This window comes from Mesorhizobium sp. M7D.F.Ca.US.005.01.1.1 (assembly GCF_003952545.1).
In the GTDB taxonomy this organism is placed as follows: domain Bacteria; phylum Pseudomonadota; class Alphaproteobacteria; order Rhizobiales; family Rhizobiaceae; genus Mesorhizobium; species Mesorhizobium loti.
Map to the genome: position 1 here is coordinate 610,264 of NZ_CP034453.1, position 18,673 is coordinate 628,936.

At 63.9% G+C, this 18,673-nt stretch carries 21 protein-coding genes; 8 read left to right on the top strand and 13 right to left on the bottom strand.

Features of this window, described 5'->3' with window-relative positions; translation table 11 throughout:
* The first annotated feature begins 315 nt into the window (after positions 1-315).
* From EJ076_RS02795 to EJ076_RS02820, 5 genes are all read left to right on the top strand, one after another.
* Positions 316-1,065: a helix-turn-helix transcriptional regulator gene (locus tag EJ076_RS02795; RefSeq protein WP_126066827.1), complete on the top strand. Its 750-nt coding sequence runs from the start codon at positions 316-318 to the stop codon at positions 1,063-1,065.
* A gap of 528 nt (positions 1,066-1,593) precedes the next feature.
* Positions 1,594-2,556, top strand: coding sequence for a SagB/ThcOx family dehydrogenase (locus EJ076_RS02805; protein ID WP_245462949.1), 963 nt, complete (start codon positions 1,594-1,596; stop codon positions 2,554-2,556).
* Positions 2,557-2,614: 58 nt separating this feature from the next.
* Positions 2,615-2,869, top strand: coding sequence for a hypothetical protein (locus EJ076_RS02810; RefSeq protein ID WP_109664195.1), 255 nt, complete (start codon positions 2,615-2,617; stop codon positions 2,867-2,869).
* Between the two features lie 79 nt (positions 2,870-2,948).
* Positions 2,949-3,155, top strand: a complete 207-nt coding sequence (locus EJ076_RS02815) for a hypothetical protein (RefSeq protein ID WP_164548531.1) — start codon at positions 2,949-2,951, stop codon at positions 3,153-3,155.
* A gap of 74 nt (positions 3,156-3,229) precedes the next feature.
* A complete protein-coding gene (locus EJ076_RS02820) occupies positions 3,230-3,550 on the top strand; it encodes a hypothetical protein (RefSeq protein WP_109664185.1) in 321 nt (106 codons plus the stop codon).
* Between the two features lie 23 nt (positions 3,551-3,573).
* On the opposite strand, the gene EJ076_RS02825 is transcribed toward EJ076_RS02820, so the two are convergent.
* The 4 genes from EJ076_RS02825 to EJ076_RS02840 form a co-directional block, all read right to left on the bottom strand.
* Positions 3,574-4,518 (bottom strand): energy transducer TonB, encoded by a 945-nt coding sequence (locus EJ076_RS02825; RefSeq protein WP_126066828.1) that lies wholly within the window; start codon positions 4,516-4,518, stop codon positions 3,574-3,576.
* The gene (gene exbD, locus EJ076_RS02830; protein WP_126066829.1) at positions 4,515-4,961 is read right to left on the bottom strand and encodes a TonB system transport protein ExbD; all 447 of its coding nucleotides are present in this window, start codon (positions 4,959-4,961) and stop codon (positions 4,515-4,517) included. The genes EJ076_RS02825 and exbD overlap by 4 nt, the downstream gene beginning before the upstream one ends.
* A gap of 4 nt (positions 4,962-4,965) precedes the next feature.
* Entirely contained in the window at positions 4,966-5,916 is a 951-nt protein-coding gene (exbB, locus tag EJ076_RS02835; RefSeq protein ID WP_126066830.1) for a tonB-system energizer ExbB, read from the bottom strand.
* 65 nt (positions 5,917-5,981) lie between these two features.
* Positions 5,982-6,779, bottom strand: a complete 798-nt coding sequence (locus EJ076_RS02840; protein WP_126066831.1) for an ATP-binding cassette domain-containing protein — start codon at positions 6,777-6,779, stop codon at positions 5,982-5,984.
* 278 nt (positions 6,780-7,057) lie between these two features.
* On the opposite strand from EJ076_RS02840, the gene EJ076_RS02845 reads away from it, so the two are divergent.
* Positions 7,058-7,744, top strand: coding sequence for an isochorismatase family cysteine hydrolase (locus EJ076_RS02845; RefSeq protein ID WP_126066832.1), 687 nt, complete (start codon positions 7,058-7,060; stop codon positions 7,742-7,744).
* Between the two features lie 6 nt (positions 7,745-7,750).
* Here EJ076_RS02845 and EJ076_RS02850 read toward each other — a convergent pair whose 3' ends face one another.
* Together EJ076_RS02850 and EJ076_RS02855 are read right to left on the bottom strand one after the other, a co-directional pair.
* A complete protein-coding gene (locus tag EJ076_RS02850; RefSeq protein ID WP_126066833.1) occupies positions 7,751-8,692 on the bottom strand; it encodes an LLM class flavin-dependent oxidoreductase in 942 nt (313 codons plus the stop codon).
* A gap of 113 nt (positions 8,693-8,805) precedes the next feature.
* Positions 8,806-8,961: a hypothetical protein gene (locus tag EJ076_RS02855; RefSeq protein WP_109664162.1), complete on the bottom strand. Its 156-nt coding sequence runs from the start codon at positions 8,959-8,961 to the stop codon at positions 8,806-8,808.
* Between the two features lie 289 nt (positions 8,962-9,250).
* On the opposite strand from EJ076_RS02855, the gene EJ076_RS02860 reads away from it, so the two are divergent.
* Complete coding sequence (locus EJ076_RS02860) at positions 9,251-10,018, top strand: SDR family oxidoreductase (RefSeq protein ID WP_109664148.1); 768 nt, start codon at positions 9,251-9,253, stop codon at positions 10,016-10,018.
* A gap of 30 nt (positions 10,019-10,048) precedes the next feature.
* Here the strand turns inward: EJ076_RS02860 and EJ076_RS02865 are convergent, their stop codons facing one another.
* From EJ076_RS02865 to EJ076_RS02895, 7 genes are all read right to left on the bottom strand, one after another.
* Positions 10,049-10,993: an ABC transporter permease gene (locus EJ076_RS02865; protein ID WP_109664143.1), complete on the bottom strand. Its 945-nt coding sequence runs from the start codon at positions 10,991-10,993 to the stop codon at positions 10,049-10,051.
* Positions 10,990-12,045 (bottom strand): ABC transporter permease, encoded by a 1,056-nt coding sequence (locus tag EJ076_RS02870; RefSeq protein ID WP_109664140.1) that lies wholly within the window; start codon positions 12,043-12,045, stop codon positions 10,990-10,992. Before EJ076_RS02870 ends, EJ076_RS02865 begins: the two co-directional genes overlap by 4 nt.
* On the bottom strand, positions 12,045-13,556 hold the full coding sequence (locus tag EJ076_RS02875; RefSeq protein WP_126070945.1) for an ABC transporter ATP-binding protein: 1,512 nt from the start codon (positions 13,554-13,556) through the stop codon (positions 12,045-12,047). Before EJ076_RS02875 ends, EJ076_RS02870 begins: the two co-directional genes overlap by 1 nt.
* 181 nt (positions 13,557-13,737) lie before the next feature.
* The gene (locus tag EJ076_RS02880) at positions 13,738-14,769 is read right to left on the bottom strand and encodes a BMP family protein (protein ID WP_126066834.1); all 1,032 of its coding nucleotides are present in this window, start codon (positions 14,767-14,769) and stop codon (positions 13,738-13,740) included.
* Between the two features lie 153 nt (positions 14,770-14,922).
* The gene (gene pcaF, locus EJ076_RS02885; protein ID WP_126066835.1) at positions 14,923-16,128 is read right to left on the bottom strand and encodes a 3-oxoadipyl-CoA thiolase; all 1,206 of its coding nucleotides are present in this window, start codon (positions 16,126-16,128) and stop codon (positions 14,923-14,925) included.
* Position 16,129: 1 nt separating this feature from the next.
* On the bottom strand, positions 16,130-16,927 hold the full coding sequence (locus tag EJ076_RS02890) for a CoA-transferase subunit beta (RefSeq protein ID WP_126066836.1): 798 nt from the start codon (positions 16,925-16,927) through the stop codon (positions 16,130-16,132).
* The gene (locus tag EJ076_RS02895) at positions 16,924-17,781 is read right to left on the bottom strand and encodes a CoA transferase subunit A (RefSeq protein WP_126066837.1); all 858 of its coding nucleotides are present in this window, start codon (positions 17,779-17,781) and stop codon (positions 16,924-16,926) included. Before EJ076_RS02895 ends, EJ076_RS02890 begins: the two co-directional genes overlap by 4 nt.
* A gap of 120 nt (positions 17,782-17,901) precedes the next feature.
* Here EJ076_RS02895 and EJ076_RS02900 point away from each other — a divergent pair, with 120 nt between their 5' ends.
* On the top strand, positions 17,902-18,672 hold the full coding sequence (locus tag EJ076_RS02900) for an IclR family transcriptional regulator C-terminal domain-containing protein (RefSeq protein ID WP_126066838.1): 771 nt from the start codon (positions 17,902-17,904) through the stop codon (positions 18,670-18,672).
* Position 18,673: the final 1 nt, after the last annotated feature.

Genomic DNA, 18,673 nt, shown 5'->3' on the forward strand with positions numbered 1-18,673 from the left:
TCCACTCTCCGCGCCGAATGCACTGCACGGGGCTCGTCCTGGCTCCTGCGGGCGGTATTTGTTGTGCCAAGGCGCTTTCGAGGGCCGCACTACTGCGCGTCCATCTCGCAATATCTGACAAAACTGTTGTCAATTGGACTTATGGCGGAAGCTGCCCACGGATTGTTTCCGTTCTTTTTGGAAACTGCCCCATTAGATTGACGTTACCAAATCAGTTTTTCTGTGCGTTGTGACAAGGGCGTTTCGGCGGGGGCGACCGAAGACGCTATATGGCTTTCGAGTCGAAATGAAAAATCCGCCTGCGGAAGCAAAGACGTGTCAATTCGCGAGAATCTCGCTGCAAACCTTAGACGGCTCTGCAAGGACCATGCTTCCGTCAGCGCGGTATGCCGTGAGCTGGGCATCAACCGCACGCAGTTCGAACGCTACCTGCAAGGACAGACGGTTCCCAACAAGGCCACCGCCAAGCTGATCTGCGACTACTTCCGGATCGACGAGGCCGAGTTGTACCAGGATCCCGACGTCCCCGAACCCAGGGTCCGGGGCCTGCCGCCGGTTTCGGAGAGCTTGTTCAACCAGATGATCCGTCCGCCCAGCCCATCGATCGCGGGAGGCACCTATTTCACCTATTTTTCGATTCCCTCCCGGCCCGACCTCTTGATGCGATCGGTAACCTTCGTGCGTCGCGAAGCCGAGCTGGTCACCTTCAGAAGGGTTACCGGATGGTCGGAACGCCGGGGATCGACATGGGCGCGGGCGCGCGGCAACCACTATGGGGTGGCGATCTCGCGCCTGAACTGGATCTATTTCAGCGGCATCAATCGTCGCCAGACCGGCGAGCCGTCGCTGATCTCCGTGCAATGGGCACCGATCTCCGAACCGGTGCTGATAGGCAAGGCTATGCTTCTGACGGAGGCCGGGCCGGCCTTCGTGTCCGTCATCATGCGGCGCGACATGGCCAACATCCGCCCCAGGGACGCCATCAGCATGGCACACGTCATCAGGCTCGACGATCCAAGCGTCGACCAACTGGTGGTCAGCCTAACCCGGGACGGGCTGGGCTAATGCCGTCGATCGCCGTGGCTTACGCTAAATAAGAATAAGCATATACCGAAAAAGCGTATGCCAACGATTGTCTACTCTGTATCTGAATAAAATCGATATTTTACACTTTAGTGACAGGAAAGATAATTCATCAGCCCGTCTTTGGTACGTGGATTTACTACAATTTTAACATACCATTAACTCTTCCGACCTTACCTTTCTTGCCGTGGATCCCGTTTTGGGGGTCTTTCAACGGATCCCGATGGGATCAAGGAAGGGATGAAAATGGCCAAGAAAGTGAACACCGCTCCGAAGCTGACGATTGCCGCCGGCACGCAGACCGTCTTCTTTTCGCAGGGCATGCACTACAACAAGCGCTGAAGCCGTTCTGCGCCGGCGAGCGGTTCGCTTGTCGGCGCCTCGGCTCCGCACATGGCATTCAGCATCATGAAAATGCGCTCTTCAAAAACGCTTGTTTTCTACCCCGGGCCCAACAAGATCACGGCATGCAACTTCCTGACCAGAAGCGTGTTTGAATGCAGCCCGGAGATGGTCGGTCTTCTTGCATCGTGGGACAAATGGGCGTCGACGGCGGATATCGCCCGCGCCCATGGGTGGTCGAAGTCCGAGCTGAAGGCTGTTGTTCCCCAGTTGCTCGATTTTTCCGCCCTGGTGACCGCCGGATCGCCGCTCGCCGAGCAGGAGGAGCAGTTTTCCGGACAATGGAGCTGGGGCCTTCCGACCGCGCTGATGCATTTCTGCGTCCAGGACAGCGCATACATGACCATCGAGCAAGCGGAAGAACGGCAGATCGAACGCGCCGGCCACACGCCGCAACCGGACCTGGTGCTGAAGAATTCCGCTGGCGCCATTCAGCTGCCGAACGCATTGGAAGACAATGAACTTCTCGCCCTGATGGCGCGCCGCCGCACCAACCGCACGGCGGCTCAGCCCACCATCACGGCCAAACAGCTTTCCGATTGCCTGTTCGCAGGGCTCGGCATCACCGGCGAGACCGCCAACTGCGTTGGCGCCCTGCCGCTTGGCATGACCCCTTCCGGCGGCGCGAGGAATCCCTATGAGGCCTATGTGGTCGCGCTCGGCGTCGACGGTCTCGAGCCCGGCGTCTACCACTATTGTGCCGCCGATCACGACCTTGGCAGGATTTCCGCAAACCATCTGCCCAAGATCTCCGAACTGGTCGGTGGACAGGAATGGGCTGATACCATGCCGTGCCTTATCCTGCTTTGCGCGAAGCTCGATCGCACGATGTGGAAATACGAGGACGCCAACGCCTATCGTGTCGTGCTGATCGAGGCTGGCCATATCGGCCAGAACATCATGCTGGCGGCGACCAATCATGGCCTGTCGGCATGCCCGACGGCGGCGCTCAGTCATTTGGCGATCAAGCGCCTGCTCGGCCTCGATCGCCTCACCGACGCGCACATCTATGCCTTGACCCTCTCGGCCCCGGAACCATGCCCGTCTTCGGCGGGCCAATCTATCAATTAGTCGGCTTATTATTTTCTGTAACGCGTTCCCTAGGTTCAACCACAGACAGGAGCAGCACGTGGCAAATCATTCCCTACGTCAGTCGGAAATCGATAGTCTTCAATACATTTCGTCGATGACCAATGAGCTCGTGCAGATGGCCGAAGCAAGCCGTTTTCCCATGATCTCCTATCTGCTGGGCATGGCCTATGCAGAAGCCTTCGACGTTCTTCGCGGCGCACGGCCGGCCAGGCATGCGCAGCTCAGCGGCAACCCGCTGCACCCCAAGGTGCAGGCAAAGGACAATCGTGCTGCCCAGCCGCGGAGAGCATAGCGACATGCAATCGTCAGCCGCATGCGCGGTGGCCGCCGGCTCGACCTCCCGGCCAAACCGCTGGGGGACGCTATGCGCGTTGCAAAACCTGATGCCACTGCTGAAAAAAGCCGCCACGGATCTGAACCGCGCCGACATGGTCTACTGGTTCGAACAGGCCGATGCCGAGGTCGCTAACATCATCAGGGGCCGACCGACCGATGCGGCCGCCATCCCGGCCTTGATCGCATCCTGCCCGCAGAACCGGCATCCGTTCGCTCGGACCCAAAGCGGTTCAGGACACTGAACCCGTTCTAACCGTTTGTTTTCAAGCAGACGGGAAACCGTTGCGCGCCTGGAATTGCCAAGGGGGATCTGCACATGAACATGATTGCCAACATCAGAAGCGTCGACGCCAGGGAAAGCATTTTCAGCCGGCTCGACGCCTTGATCACCAGGCAACCGCCATCGCCTGACGCCGCGCGGGTCGAGGCTCGCCAACTCGTCTCGATGGCAATTGCCGATAGCTGCCAGGTCGACAGTCTCTGGGGCGCGGTGGACGCCTTTCATGCCCATTTCGACTTCATGATGCAGACCATCGAGATCAACGGCGCCGACGACCCGAGCCTCAGGCTTCTGCGCACGAAATGTCGCTTCTATCTGGAGCAGGTCGAAGCCCTGTGCCTGTCGCTCAGCTATTGATGGATCCGGGTCTGCTCTAGTCTCTAATTGCGCAGGCTGAACACGAACGGTGCTGTTCGGCTCAGGCGCGAGCCGAGTTCCGGCGGCGGTGCCGGCACTGAGGCGCCTTGCAGCACGGCGAGTGCCGCACGGTCCAAATCCGCATCTCCGGAGGAACGAGAGAGCCTGGCAGACAGGACCCGGCCGGACGAGTCGACCGTGAAGGCGACATACGGCCTGCCTTCCACGCCTCGAGCCTTGGCCGAACGGGGATAGCGCGTGTGCCGCTTGATCCAGGCGCCCAAGCGGGAGTCCCATTTGCTGGAGTCGCCGGATCGCGACGCGGATTGTGCCGACTCCGGCGCGGCAGTCCTGGCCGCAGGCCGTGCATCGGCGCTGGCGGCGGCTACCGTCTTCGGCGGCGCCGCCTTCTCCTTCTTCGGCCGCGGCTTGGGCTTCTCGACAGGCTTTTTCGCCTTGGCCTCGACCGGTTTCTTGTCCTTGACCACTTCGACCGGTTTCGGCTGCGGCAAGGGAATGACGACCTCGGGGGCGACAGCCTCGACAATATCCGGGACGACCTCATCCGGCGGCGGCTGGTCGACCTGTTCAGCCATTTCGGTCCGGGTGGGTTCGGCCTCGTCGGGCGGAACGGCTTGCGGCTGTTCGACAACCGGCTCCGCCTTCTCGACCGGCTCTTCGTGCGTAGGCTCGGGCGTCGGTGTCGGCTCGGTCTGATCTGGCGTAACCGCGTCCAGCGCGGCAATCTGCTCTTCCACCGCCGGCATCACCACCATCGGCGCCATCTCGATCACCTGGGCCGGTGGCAGACCGCCGTCTGCTTCGGTGACCATCGTGAAGTTTTGCACGGCATAGGCGACCGCGACATGAGCTCCGAGGACCAGCGCGGCCGCACCGGCCCACAAGCCAAGGTCGCGCCAGCCGAAGCGCGACAACTGGACCGAGGGCAAGGCGGTCGCTTGCATCATGGCGCCGCTGCACCAGTGGCGGCCGGCGCCGCCTCCAGGCCGACCAACGCGATCTTCAGATAGCCGGCACCGCGCAGCAGGTTCATCGCCTCCATCAGGTCGCCATAGGCGACCGCCTTGTCGGCACGCAGGAAGATGCGCGTCTGCTTGTCGCCTTTTGTCCTGCTGTCCAGCGTCGCGGCGAACGCCGGGCGCGGCACGCTGTCGTTGCCGATCGCCAGCGACAGATCGTCCTTCAGCGTCAGAAACAGCGGCGTTTCGGGCCGTGGCGCGGGCGTTGCGGTCGAGCCCGGCAGGTCGACATTGACATCCACCGTCGCCAGCGGCGCCGCGACCATGAAGATGATCAGCAGCACCAGGATGACATCGATGAAGGGGGTGACGTTGATCTCGTGGCTTTCCTCGAGATCGTCGTCCATGGTCTGTCGGATTCTGCTTGCCATGGCGCTACTCCGCCGCCAGCGCCGTCGGCGGCGCGACGGTGCGGAAGTCGAGGTCGCGGCTGACCAGCCGTTCGACGCCCGCCGAGGCATCGGCGAGGATCTGCCGGTAGCCGGCTATCGAACGGGCAAAGACGTTGTAGATGACGACGGCCGGTATTGCCGCGACAAGGCCCATCGCGGTGGCTAGCAGCGCTTCGGCGATGCCCGGCGCGACCACGGCGAGATTGGTGGTCTGCGCCTGCGAGATGCCGATGAAGGCGTTCATGATGCCCCAGACGGTGCCGAAGAGGCCGACAAAGGGCGCGGTCGAGCCGATCGTCGCCAGCACGCCGGTGCCGCGCGACATGCGCCTCGACGCCGCCGCCTCGATGCGCGACAGGCGCGACGTGACCCGTTCCTTCAGCCCGTCTCCCGAGACATGATCGAGCGCATCTGCAGAAAGTGCGGTCTCCTCCTCGGCCGCCCGCACCAGAAGCGCGCCGGGGCCGCCGCTGCGGTCGAGGGCGCGGCTCGCCTGCTTCAACGTGGCGGCCTCGCCGATCGCCCGCACTGCGCGCTGGATACGCAGCTTGCCACCAAGAATCTCCAGCGATTTGGCCAGCCATATCGTCCAGGTGACAAGGGAGGCAAAGGCCAGCCCGATCATCACCGCCTTGACGATGATATCGGCCGCCATGAACATGCCCCACGGCGACAGATCATGCGGCAGGGCCAGCTCCAGCGCCGTCGAAGGCCCGGCCTCGGCCGGTACGGTCGCGTTCGGCTGGCTGGCCGGCTGCGCAGGCGCCATCATGGCTGGGGGGACGACTGCCGGTGCTGCGGGTGCCGGTGCAGCCGGCGTGGTGGTCGCCTCGATCACGGGGGCGGAACCAGCCGGTTGCTGCTGGGCGGTCGCGCTACCGACCGACAGGATGACGGATGCGACCAACGCCGCCAACAAACCACTTCTCGACAACAGCTTCTTCCTTGTTCTCTCAGCGGCCGGCCGCTTTCCATTTCCCACCACCGCATCAAATCTCGTCACTGCACATAGCCGACGGGCTGGCCGGTGACGGGGTGCGCGAACACGCCCATCTCCACGCCGAAAATGCCTTTCAGCACACCGCTGCGCATGATCTCGCCGGGCGTGCCGCGCGTCAGCAGCTTGCCGTCCTTCAGCGCGATCAGCTCGTCGCAGTAGCGCGCCGCCATGTTGGGATCGTGCAGCACGACGACAACGCAGAGGTCGCGTTTGCGGCTAAGGTCCTTGACCAACCCGAGCACCTCGACCTGGTGGGCTATGTCGAGCGCCGAGATCGGCTCATCGAGCAGCATGACGCCGGCGTTCTGTGCCACCAGCATGGCCAGCCACGCGCGCTGGCGCTCGCCGCCCGACAATTCGTCCACCAGCCGGTCGGCAAAACCGTCCATGTCGGTCAAGGCCAGCGCCTCGTCGACATGCTGCCTGTCTTCCGCGCGGAAGCGGCCAAGCGCGCCATGCCAGGGATAGCGCCCGAGCGTCGCCAGTTCGCGTACGGTGAGACCGGTCGCCGCCGGCGTCGTCTGCGGCAGATAGGCAAGCGCGCGGGCAAGCTCGCGGGCGCCCCACTGCAATAGCGGCCGCCTGGCGAAGGTGATGGCGCCTGAGCTTGCCGGCTGCTGGCGCGCCATCAGCTTGATCAGCGTCGACTTGCCCGAACCATTGTGGCCGATCAGCCCGTAGACGCGCGAGCGCTGCAGTTCGAGCGAAACCGGACCGAGCAGCGTCCGCTCGCCGACGGCGAAGCGCACCGCGTCGATATGGAAGGCAGTCTGGGCATCAATTCCAGCCACGGTCATGGCTTTTCTCCAGTGCGGCCACCCGCATTTCCAGATTTCGGCTTTCGGCAGGCGATGCCCGGTTGACTATGAAACATGACCTTACTAGTCAACATTTAAGATGACTGCAACGGTCAACAAATCGTCGCGACGTAACCGTGAGGGTTTGCGCGGCGAACTGTCGTCGCCGGCACGACGCCCCTCGTCCTGCCTCTTGGTGTTAGGATTGCTGCCCGGGTGGACGGCTGCAACTTCGCCGTTCAGGATGGACCGCACAATCGGTGAGGAGAAAACCCCGGATGATCAAGGCGACGCCTTTCGACTTCCCCTATGACGGCAGGCTGGTTGCCGAAAACACTGCGCTGATCGTCATCGACCTGCAGCAAGATTTCCTGTCGACGACGGGCTACTTCGCCAAGCAAGGCTACGACCCCTCGCCGCTCAGGGCGATCCTGCCGACCGTGAGCCGGCTGATATCAGCCGCCCGCAAGGCCGGCGTCAGCATCATCCACACCAGGCAGGGCTATCGGGCTGACATGGCCGACATGACGCCTTACGAAAAATGGCGCCGCAAGCGCTCCGGGCTCGAAGGCACCGAAATCCTGCTGCGCTCGGGCCCGGGATTCCAGATCGTTCCGGAGATCGACGTCGCGCCGCAGGACATCATCGTCGACAAGACCTGCAACAGCGCCTTCACCTATACGGACTTCGAGCTTGTCCTGCGCGCGCAAGGCATCACGCATCTCATGTTTTCCGGATGCACCACGGATGTCTGCGTCCACACCACGTTGCGGGAAGCCTGCGACCGGAATTTCCAATGCCTGACGATCTCGGACGCCTGCGCCAGCGGCGACAGACAAGCGCACGAGGCAGCACTTCACATGGTGACGGTCGAAGACGGCGTCTTCGGCGCGCTGACGGATTCAGCCGCCGTCATCGAAGGCCTGTCGCGACTTGGCGACAGGCCTGAAGCAACAAAAGGCTGAAGGATCTCAGCCCATTGCGCGCGTCTCCAGACCCGCGCGAGACGCATACGCCCCGGGCTGGAATGCGTCGGTCTCGCGACGCGCCAGGGAGTTGCGCAGCAGGGCGATCGTTTCCCGGCCGACCGTGGCGATCTCGCGCGGCGTGTCGACGCCGACAATCATGAATTCATCGATCCCGAGCGCGGTATAGGCAAGCAGCGACAGGGCGGCCTGTGCCGGTGGCCCGGAAAGGTCGACCGCCTTGTGGCCCGTGGCGGAAGCGCCCTGGTGAATCCTGACCGGAAGCGCAAAGCGCAGTTTGCCCGCCCGGCCGTGCTCGGCAGCGGCACCGCGCACCCGCTCCATCAGCTGCCGAACCTCGTCGATCGAGCCCGGCGCCAGTTCGAAGACATCGGCATGCCGGCCGGCTACCTTGAGCGCCGTTCCGGATTGCCCGCCCATACGGATGATCAGGTCGGCGCCGTGCGGACCCTTGCGCGGCACGTAGCCGCCCTTGATGCTGTAGAACGCGCCTTCATGGTCGAAGGGCCGGTCGTTCGACCACAGCCGCTTGAGCAGCACCAGATATTCGTCGATGCGCTGCCAGATGACGGTATGCCCGACCGGCCGCGTTTCGGCATCGTCGTCGCTCAGCGGCTCGCTGAGCATCCTCAGCGCCAGCCGACCGCCGCTCTTGGCATCGATGGCAGCCAGCTGCCGCGCCGCCACTGTCGGCTCAATCACGCCCGCCCAGTGGGTAAGGACGACTTCCAGCGACGAGGTGCGATCCAGCACCTGGGTGGCAAGATCCATGTTGGTCAGCAACCCGGCCGAATCGTCGACGACAATCTTGCGGAAACCGCCATTCTCGATCAGCCCGAGCTTGGTCGCGGTATCGGCAAAGTCGTAGAAAAAGGGAACTGCGGCGTCGGCGGTCTTGCCAGGAACATGCGTGAACTCGATCGGCATTGCCATCTCCTCCGTTGTGTCGGGCGCGCGAAAGCGCACCGAGGATTCGGTTCATTCAACTCCGATTGCCTGTAAGCGGTGGGGCAGCAGCTAACCCCGGTCGATCTGACGACTCAGGGAATAAGACCCAGAACAACGGCCCCGGTGAACACAAACGCAAGGGCAAAGACGAGATAGGCGAAGGCACCGGCATAGGCCGGCCGAAAGGCCTGGGCACTGGCCAGCCTCTGGCCGTTGCGATCTGTCTGGGCGTTCTGGATATAGGACATATCGGCCTCCGTCTCGCCTGTTAACCTATAAAACTTGTAGACTTTGTCGATTGCTATTTTTGGGCGATAGGTAGAATAATTTTCTCTTGGATAGCTACAAATTGGTGGCTACTTGCTGAGAGCGCCCATCTGAGCGAGCGATCGACATGGGATGCCCGCTTTGCGTCGGCCCCTGAAGAGCCCGATGGCGTTGTCCCCGCTGCACCCAATTCGTGGATTGGCCGCCCGGCGCGGGCGCGGTAGCATCGCCGAACCAGCAAAGCGAAATCGTCAAACAGGGGGCAGAAAAATGGGCACGAGACTGGCCGGCAAGGTCGCTATCATTTCGGGCGGCGCGACGGGTATGGGTGGGGCGGCCTCGGAGCTATTCGCCGCTGAAGGCGCCAAGGTGGCGATCGTCGACCGCAACGGCGAGGCCGCCGCCGCAACCGCAGCGACAATCAGGACACGCGGCCATGTCGCCGAGCATTTTGTCGCCGACGTCTCCGACGAAGCCCAGGTCGAAGCGGCAGTGAAAGGGGCGGCGGAAAAGCTCGGCCCGGTCACCGTGCTGTTCAACCACGCCGGCACCATCGTCATCAAACCTTTCCTGGAGACGACGGTCCAGGAATGGGACTGGCTGCATGCCGTCAATGTGCGCTCGATGTTCCTGATGACGCGCGCCGTGCTGCCCGGCATGATCGCGGCGGGCGGCGGCTCGATCGTCTGCACCTCGTCGATCTCGGCGGTGGCGGCGACTCCCAACGAAGTGCTCTACGACACCACCAAGGGCGCCTGCCACATGTTCGCGCGCGCCATCGCGGTCGAGTTCCGCGACCGCAACATCCGCTGCAACGCGGTCTGCCCCGGCTTCATCCGCACGCCGCATGGCCTGCGTGAGGTCGCCGATCTCGGCAGACTCGGCGTCGACGTCTCAGACGCAGCGCTGGCCGCGCAGCAAGGCCGCATCGGCGAGCCGGAAGAGGTGGCAAGGGCCGCGCTGTATCTGGCCAGCGACGAGTCGAGCTTCGTCAACGGCACGCATCTGTTCGTCGACAACGGCTTTACCGCGATGTGAGCAGCGGGACGCTGACAGCCGCCAGAGCTGTCAGCGCTCCTCGCGCCGAAACGGCTTGAGCAGCGCCGAGGGCGCCACCGCGTTGCGCGACATCACCGCCATGGCGACGATGGTGAAGATGAAGGGCAGCATCAGGAATGCCTCGTAGGGGATGTGCCCGAGGCCGCTGGCCTGCATGCGCAGCTGCAAGGCATCGACGAAGGCGAACAGCAGCGCGGCACCCGCCGAGCGCCACGGATCCCAGCGGCCGAAGACGACCAGCGCTATCGCCACCCAGCCGCGCCCGGAGACGACGCCGAAGGTGAAGGCGTTGAACTGCGCCATCGACAGGAAGGCGCCGGCCAGCCCCATCAGCGCGCCGCCGAGGACAACCGCCTGGAAGCGCGTGGCGATGACGCTGACGCCGGCCGAATCGGCGGCGCGCGGGTTTTCGCCGACCATGCGCACCGACAGGCCCCATGGTGTGCGGTAGAGTATGAAAGCGGCAAGTGGAATGGCCAGGATCGCCATGTAGACCAGCGCAAACTGGTTGAACACCGCCGGCCCGAGCACCGGAATGTCGGAGAGGACCGGGATCGGCAGTGTCTGAAAACCCTTGATGTTGGGCGGCACCGACTGCTGGCCGAAGATCAGCCGGTAGAGGAAATAGGCGAGGCCCGACGAGAACAATGTCACGCCGATGCCGCAGACATGCTGGCTGAGGCCGAGCACCACCGTGAACAGCGCGTGCAGCGCGCCCATCAGCATGCCGGTCAGCACAGCCGCCAGCACGCCGAGCCACAGGCTGCCGCTGAGGCTGGCGGCAGTGAAGCCGGTCATCGCCGACAACAGCATGATGCCTTCGATGCCGAGATTGAGCACGCCGGCCCGCTCGGAGAACATTTCGCCGAGCGTCGCAAAAGCCAGCGGCGTGGCGATGCGGATGATCGCGGCGAGGAAGCCTACCTGAAAGATCTGTTCGAACACTGCGCTCATCGGGCAGCCCCGACGCGGCGGATGCGATAGGCGGTGAACAGCAGCGCCACCAGCATGGCAAGCAATGCGGTGCCCTGGATGACGTCACTGAGGAAGGCCGGCACGCCGGTCGCCCGCGACATCGCCTCGGCGCCAGTCATCACGGCGGCAAGGAAGATCGCCGCCGGCACGACGCCAAGCGGGTTGAGCCGCGCCAGCATGGCAACCACGATGCCGGAATAGCCGTAGCCCGGCGAGATATCGCTCATCACCTGGAAATGCACGCCGCCGACCTCGCCGACACCGGCCAACCCAGCCAGCGCGCCGGACAGCAGCGCCGTCGAGATCAGCACGCGCTCGACATGGATGCCGCCATATCTGGCGGCTTCCGGGTTTTCGCCGGTGACCCTGATGCGGAAGCCGAGCGTCGTGCGCACGATCAGGAACCAGATCAACGGTGCCGCAATCAGTGCCACGACGACGCCGAGATGCAGCCGCGTGCCTTCGAGCAGCACCGGGAAATTGGCCGAATCCTCGATCGGCGGCGAGATCGGATAGCCGCTGAAACTGTCTTTCCACGGCCCCTCGATCAGCGCCATCAGCGCGTAGTAGATGACCGAGTTGAGCAGCAGCGAACTGACGACATCGTCGACCTTGAATTTTACTCTGAGCGTCGCCGGCACCAGCGCGACCGCGGCTCCCGCGGCGGCACCCGCCAACGCCATCAACACCATGGCGAGCGGCCCCGGCATCGGAATGGCGCCGACAAAGCAACTGGCCACCGCGCCGGCCAGCAACTGACCCTCGGCGCCGATGTTCCAGAATTTGGCTCGGAAGGCGACCGCTACCGCCAGCCCGGTGAAGATCATCGGCGCCGCGCGCACCATCGTTTCGGTGATCGCATAGCTGTCGCCGAGCGAGGCCGTGAACATCACGCCGTAGGCTTCAAGCACGCCGGCGCCTGCCAGCGCGATGAGGCCGCTGCACAAGATGAGCGTTGCTCCGATCGCCAGCAGCGGCAAAGCCAGATTGAACCAGGCGGGCGTTGACGTGCGGACTTCCAGGCGAAACATCAGCTGTGACCCTCCGCGCCGGTCATCATCAGGCCCAGCCGGGCGACCGTCGCATCGGAGCTGTCGAGCGTGCCGACGATGCGGCCCTCATACATCACCGCGATGCGGTCGCAGAGCACCAGCAGCTCTTCGAGATCCTCGCCGATGACGATGATGCCGCAGCCCTTGGCCCGCATGTCGAGGAACTTTTCGTGGATGAAGCGCGCAGCGCCGATATCGAGCCCGCGCGTCGGCTGCGAGACAACAAGCACCTTCGGATCGAAGGCGAGTTCGCGCGCCAAAAGCGCCTTCTGCAGATTGCCGCCGGACAGCGCCCCGGCGCGTGTCATCGGCCCGGGGCACCTGATATCATAGGCGTTGATCTGCGCCTCGGCAAAGGCGCGGATCGCATCCGGCTTGAGCAAGCCCCTGCTGCTGAAAGCGGCGGTACCGATGCGCGGCAACACCATCGAATCGGCGAGTGGCAGATTGGTCACCAACCCGGTCGTCATGCGGTCTTCCGGGATGCGGCCAAGACCGAGCGCCTGCACCTCGCGCGGCGAAAACCGCGAGACCTTGCTGCCGGCGATCGTCATCTGACCGGCATCGGGCACGCGTGTCCCGGAGATCACCTCCGCCAGCGCCCGCTGGCCATTGCCCGACACGCCGGCAATGCCGAGGATCTCGCCGGCACGGACGGCAAGCGATACGTTGCGCAGCGGCGTGCCCGAGTGCTTTGAGGTCGAAATGCCGTCGAGGGTCAGCACCGCGGCACCGGGCGTCGACGGTCCCCTCGCCGGCGGCACGATCTCATGGCCGCACATCAGTGTTGCCATCTCCGAGGATGTCGTGTTGGCCGGGTCATCGACGCGGCCGGCGACGCGGCCATGCCGCAGCACCGTGCAGCGATGCGTCAGCGCCCGCACCTCGTTGAGCTTGTGCGAGATAAAGATGATGCCGAGACCTTGTGCGGCCATCGAGCGCAACGCCGAAAAAAGTCCGTCGACCTCGCTTGGCGCCAGCACTGCCGTCGGCTCGTCGAGGATCAGCAGCCTGGCGCCACGAAACAGCGCCTTGACGATTTCGAGCCGCTGCTGCTCGCCGACCGACAGTGCCGAGACCGGCAGGTTCGGGTCAAGCGTCAGCCCATGCTGGCGGCCTATCTCGGCGAGCCGCGCCAGCCCGCCGGCACGGTCAATCCAGCCTGTCTTGCCGGGAATGCCTATGAGCAGGTTCTCCAGCACCGTCAGCCTTGGTGCCAGATGAAAATGCTGGTGCACCATGCCGATGCCGGCGGCCAGCGCATCGGCCGAACTGGTGATCCGCACCTTTTGGCCCTGGATGAGAATCTCGCCGGCGTCGGGCGCATAGGCGCCGAACAGCACATTCATCAGCGTCGTCTTGCCGGCACCGTTCTCGCCCAGCAGCCCTAGGATCTCGCCGGGCGCGACACTGAGATCGACGGCTTCGTTAGCCTTGACGGCGCCGAAGCTCTTGGTGATGCCGCGCATTTCGATGAGTGGGGCGGGCAGTTGCAAAGCGGAATCCTGGTTGACGCGGTTCCCCTCCCCCTCGAGGGGAGGGTGCCGAGCGAAGCGAGGCGGGTGGGGTCGCCTCAACCGCCCCGACGTTGACTGAAAGCCGGCGCGCGTCGCGTCGGACCCCACCCGGCCCTACGGGCCACCCTCCCCTCGAGGGGGAGGGAAATCTGCGCTAGTCCGAAACCGGCGTGTTCTCGTCCACGTCCACGCGGAAATTGCCTTCGAGAATCTCGGCCTTTTTCTTCTCGACCAGCTCCTTGACGTCCGCCGGCAGCGTCTTGTCGAACTTGTGATAGGGCGCCAGGAACGAACCGCCCTTGGCCATGCGCGAGAAATCGCCATAGTCCTGCGCGGTGAAGACGCCGGCCTTGACCAGCTTGATCGCCTGTTCGACCGTCGGATACATGTCCCAGACCGGGCCGGTGATCACCGTGTCGGGGCCGAGGCTCGACTGGTCGGACATGTTGGAGATGGCGAGGATCTTCTTGTCCACCGCCGCTTCGATGACGCCGAAGCGCTCGGCATAGATGACGTCGACACCGGCGTCGATCTGCGCGACCGCCGCTTCCTTGGCCTTTGGCGGATCGAAGAAGGAACCGATGAAGGCGACCTTCTTCTTGATGTTTGGATTGACCTCCTTGGCGCCGGCGAAGAAGGCGTTGACCAGCCGGTTGACTTCCGGGATGCCCATCGCCGCGACGGCGCCTATCGTGCCCGACTTCGACATCTTGCCGGCGATCATGCCGGAGAGATAGGCCGGCTCGTGGATCCAGTTGTCGAAGACGCCGAAGTTCGGTTCCGCCGGGCCGGCCCCGGAGCCGAACAGGAAGGCGGTCTTCGGGAACTGCTTGGCCGTGCGGCGCGATTCACGTTCGGCGGCAAAGGCATCGCCCAGCACCAGCTGATAGCCGCCTTGCGCATATTCGCGCATGACACGGCTGAAATCGGCGGTCTGCACCTTCTCGGACCATTTGTATTCGATGCCGAGTTCCTTCTCGGCCTTCTGCAAGGCGACATGGATCTGGTTGTCCCACGGCTCCTCGATCGGCGTGGCGAAGATCGCCGCCACCTTCAGCTTCTTGTCCTTGCCGAAGGCAGCGCCTGGCAGCATGGCTGCGGCCAGGCCAAGTGCGCCCAGCTCCAGCACGTTGCGTCGCGAAAGCCCTTCGCGCTCTGTCTGGAATCTGTTCTTCCGGTTTTCCATTGCATTCCCCTCTGTTCGACAGCCGTGTCGAGCCGGCTGTTCGTGAAAATATCAGACGGGGAACTATGGAACGACGCCGGACTTTTGTCCACGTGGTCAAATTTGACCGCGCACCGGATTCTTGATCTTAGCCGGCCAAGCGAAGGCTGCTGGTCAAGCCCGTTCGAGCGCGATCGCGATGCCCTGGCCGACGCCGATGCACATGGTGGCAAGCGCATAACGGCCGCCACGTTCGCGCAGCTCCAGCGCCGCCGTGCCGGATATGCGCGCACCCGACATGCCCAAGGGATGGCCGAGCGCGATGGCGCCGCCATTCGGGTTGATGTGTTCCGCATCCTCGGCGATGCCGAGCTGGCGCAGCACGGCTATGCCTTGCGAGGCAAAGGCTTCGTTGAGCTCGATGACATCGAACTGTTGCGGGGTCAGCCCAAGCCGCGCGCAGAGTTTTTGCGTCGCCGGCGCTGGGCCGATGCCCATGATGCGCGGCGCCACGCCTGCGGCGGCCCCGCCGAGGATACGGGCGATCGGCGTCAGGCCGTATGTCTTCACCGCTGCCTCGGAGGCAACGATCAGCGCCGCCGCCCCATCATTGACGCCGGAAGCATTGCCGGCCGTCACCGTACCGCCCTGCCGGAACGGCGTCGGCAGCTTGGCCAGCGCCTCGACCGTTGAGCCCGCGCGCGGATGCTCATCCTTCGAGATGATCACCGGATCGCCCTTGCGCTGCGGGATCGTCACCTCCGTGATTTCCTTGGCCAGCCGACCATTGGTTTGCGCGGCGACAGCCTTGTCCTGGCTGCGTACAGCAAAGGCGTCCTGGTCCGCGCGGGAGATGGCGAACTCTTCCGCGACGTTCTCGCCGGTCTCCGGCATCGAATCGACCCCATACTGCTTCTTCATCAGCGGGTTGACGAAGCGCCAGCCGATGGTGGTGTCGTAAATCTCGGCATTGCGCGAAAACGCCGTGTCGGCCTTGGGCATGACGAAGGGCGCCCGGCTCATCGATTCGACACCGCCCGCAATCATCAGCTCCGCTTCGCCTGCCTTGATGGCCCTAGCTGCGATGGTCAGCGCGTCCATGCCCGAGCCGCACAGGCGGTTGACGGTTGAGCCCGGCACCTCCTTCGGCAAGCCTGCCAGCAACAGCGCCATGCGCGCCACATTGCGGTTGTCCTCGCCGGCCTGATTGGCACAGCCATAGACGACATCGTCGATCGCCAGCCAGTCGATGCCGGGGTTGCGCTCGACCAATGCCCTCAGGGGTATCGCGCCGAGGTCGTCGGTGCGCACCGAAGACAGCGAACCGCCAAAACGGCCGATCGGTGTACGGATGTAATCGCAGATATAGGCCTCGGCCATGTCATGCAGCCTTTGCTTTTCCGGTTCCCTCATGCGCCGCCTTGGTGCGAGCCTGCAGGTCGCGCAATGTCTTGAGTTCGAGTTCGCTTGGCGCCGATGTTTCGTCAAGCGCCTCGGCGAACTTAACCACCCAGCCACAGCTCTCCTGCACCTGCTGGCGGGTGACGCCTGGATGCAGCGACACGACGGTGAATTCCTTGGTCACCGGATCCGGCTTCCAGATGGCGAGGTCGGTGATCAGCAGCGTCGGGCCTGCCGTGTCGATACCAAGCCGCTTTCGATGGTCGCCGCCCTCGCCATGGCCGAAGGAGGTGAAGAAGTCGATCTTCTCGACCATGCCGCGCTTGGTCTGCGCCATGGTGATGTAGATCTCCTTCGATGAAGTCGCGATCTCCGGCGCGCCGCCGCCGCCGGGCAGCCTTGTCTTGGGATGGAAATAGTCACCGATGACCGTGGTGTTGATGTTGCCGAACTTGTCGAGCTGCGCCGCACCAAGGAAGCCGATCGAGATGCGGCCGCCCTGCAGCCAGTAGCGGAACATCTCCGGCACCGCGACGGTGGTGACAGCGGTCTCACACAATTCGCCGTCGCCGATCGACAGCGGCAGCACGTCCGGCGCGGTGCCGATCGTGCCGCTCTCGTAGATCAAGGTGATGTCAGGCGCATGCGTCAGCCGCGCCACATTGCAGGCAGCGGACGGCGCGCCGATGCCGACAAAGCAGACATCGTCATTGCGCAGCGCACGGCTGGCGGCGATCGTCATCATCTCGTTGGGGGTGAAGTCCGGACTGTCGCTCATGCCGCTTTCCTCAGATGCTCGACTCGGGCCTCGAAATCGTCGGCGCTCTTCTCGATGACGTTGGCCTGTATCCACGCCTGGAATTTTTCGCGGTCGGCGGCGATCTCGTCCCATTCCAGATAGGCGGCATTGTCACGCGCATAATAGCCATGCGCGTAGGACGGATGCGAGCCGCCGGGCACGACCGATATCGCCGCGATCGTCCAGCGCGGCAGCACGGTCAGATTGGGGTGCAGATCGTCGAAATTGTCGACGACTTCCTCCACAGTCACCACGGCACGTTTGGCCGCCAGCACCGCTTCCTTCTGGATGCCGATAATGCCTTCGACCAGCACATTGCCTTTCCGGTCGGCCTTCTGCGCATGGATGAAGGTGACGTCAGGTCGGATCGAGGGAACAGCCGCCAGCACCTCGCCGGTGAACGGACAAGTGACCGATCTGATGTTCGGATTGACCGCCGCAAGGCCAGCGCCACGATAGCCGCGGAACACCGCGCAGGGCAGACCGGCCGCGCCCGCCTCATAAGCGTTGGCCATGCCGGCATGGCTGTGCTCCTCGATCTCGATCGACCTGGGAAAACCGTTCTCGATGGCATCTCGGGCGCGCCGCAGCAGGCCGACGCCGGGATTGCCGACATAAGAGAAGACGATCTTCTTCGCCATGCCCATGCCGATCATCTGGTCGTAGATCAGGTCCGGCGTCATGCGGATCAATGTCAGGTCGCGAAACCCCTGGCGGATCGCCTCATGCGCCGCCGCCGTCGGGATCAGATGGGTAAAACCCTCGAAGGCGACCGTGTCGCCATTGTTCAAATTCTCCGCAACGGCCTGTTTGAGCGGCAGGAACTTGACCATCGCATCGGCTCCGGGTTGGAAAAGTTCGTATTGCGAACATATGTTTTATATGCGATACTTTCTATGCCGAACGAGGGCGTGGAGTCAATCCTGGCGCCGATGCCGTTCCGCGGAGGTGAGATGGACGAAGAGGCCGCTTCCCGTGACCATGTTGGCTCGCTCGAGCGCGGCCTTGCCGTCATCGAGATCCTGGCCCGGCATCCCTCGGGGATGACGTTGACCGAAATGGCCGAGGCGGCGGGCCTGACCCGCGCCGGCGCCCGCCGCTTCCTGCTGACGCTGACCGCTACCGGCTACGCCACCCAGGCCGGCCGCGTGTTCTCGCTGTCGCCGCGCCTGCTCACGGTTGCCCGCACCTGGCTCGGCGGTGCATCGCTCTGGGCCTTCGCCGCGCCCATCATGCAGGCTGTGGCAACGCAACTGAACGAGGCCTGCTCGGCAGCCATCCTGTCGGGTGAGGATGTCGTCTATGTCGCCCGCATTCCTGGCCGTCGCATCCTCAGCGTGTCGCTCGATGTCGGCACCAGGCTACCGGCCTATTGCACCTCGATGGGGCGCATCCTGCTTGCTGGCCTGACCTCTCGGGAATTGGACGCATTCCTCGGCCAGGCGACCATCGAGCGCCGAACGCCGAAGACGATCACCGATATCAGGCTGCTGGCTGGCGCCATCGGCAAGGCGAAAGCGGACGGCTTTGCCATCGTCGATGAGGAACTGGAGCTCGGCCTGCGCTCGATCGCCGTGCCGATCCGCGACCGCGCAGAGCGCACGGTCGCGGCAATCAACGTCTCGACCCAGTCCGCGCGTTTTTCCGTCGCGGAGATGGAACGCGAAATCCTGCCCGCGCTGCTTGGAGCCGGGCAACGCATCGAGGATTTCTTTGTCGTCTAGG

Coding starts and splice junctions, on each gene's coding strand:
- EJ076_RS02805 (WP_245462949.1), top strand. CDS start 1,594: ATGGTCGGTCTTCTTGCATCGTGGGACAAATGGGCGTCGACGGCGGAT.
- EJ076_RS02820 (WP_109664185.1), top strand. CDS start 3,230: ATGAACATGATTGCCAACATCAGAAGCGTCGACGCCAGGGAAAGCATT.
- EJ076_RS02825 (WP_126066828.1), bottom strand. CDS start 4,518: ATGATGCAAGCGACCGCCTTGCCCTCGGTCCAGTTGTCGCGCTTCGGC.
- exbD (WP_126066829.1), bottom strand. CDS start 4,961: ATGGCAAGCAGAATCCGACAGACCATGGACGACGATCTCGAGGAAAGC.
- EJ076_RS02840 (WP_126066831.1), bottom strand. CDS start 6,779: ATGACCGTGGCTGGAATTGATGCCCAGACTGCCTTCCATATCGACGCG.
- EJ076_RS02845 (WP_126066832.1), top strand. CDS start 7,058: ATGATCAAGGCGACGCCTTTCGACTTCCCCTATGACGGCAGGCTGGTT.
- EJ076_RS02850 (WP_126066833.1), bottom strand. CDS start 8,692: ATGCCGATCGAGTTCACGCATGTTCCTGGCAAGACCGCCGACGCCGCA.
- EJ076_RS02855 (WP_109664162.1), bottom strand. CDS start 8,961: ATGTCCTATATCCAGAACGCCCAGACAGATCGCAACGGCCAGAGGCTG.
- EJ076_RS02860 (WP_109664148.1), top strand. CDS start 9,251: ATGGGCACGAGACTGGCCGGCAAGGTCGCTATCATTTCGGGCGGCGCG.
- EJ076_RS02865 (WP_109664143.1), bottom strand. CDS start 10,993: ATGAGCGCAGTGTTCGAACAGATCTTTCAGGTAGGCTTCCTCGCCGCG.
- EJ076_RS02870 (WP_109664140.1), bottom strand. CDS start 12,045: ATGTTTCGCCTGGAAGTCCGCACGTCAACGCCCGCCTGGTTCAATCTG.
- EJ076_RS02880 (WP_126066834.1), bottom strand. CDS start 14,769: ATGGAAAACCGGAAGAACAGATTCCAGACAGAGCGCGAAGGGCTTTCG.
- pcaF (WP_126066835.1), bottom strand. CDS start 16,128: ATGGCCGAGGCCTATATCTGCGATTACATCCGTACACCGATCGGCCGT.
- EJ076_RS02890 (WP_126066836.1), bottom strand. CDS start 16,927: ATGAGCGACAGTCCGGACTTCACCCCCAACGAGATGATGACGATCGCC.
- EJ076_RS02895 (WP_126066837.1), bottom strand. CDS start 17,781: ATGGTCAAGTTCCTGCCGCTCAAACAGGCCGTTGCGGAGAATTTGAAC.
- EJ076_RS02900 (WP_126066838.1), top strand. CDS start 17,902: ATGGACGAAGAGGCCGCTTCCCGTGACCATGTTGGCTCGCTCGAGCGC.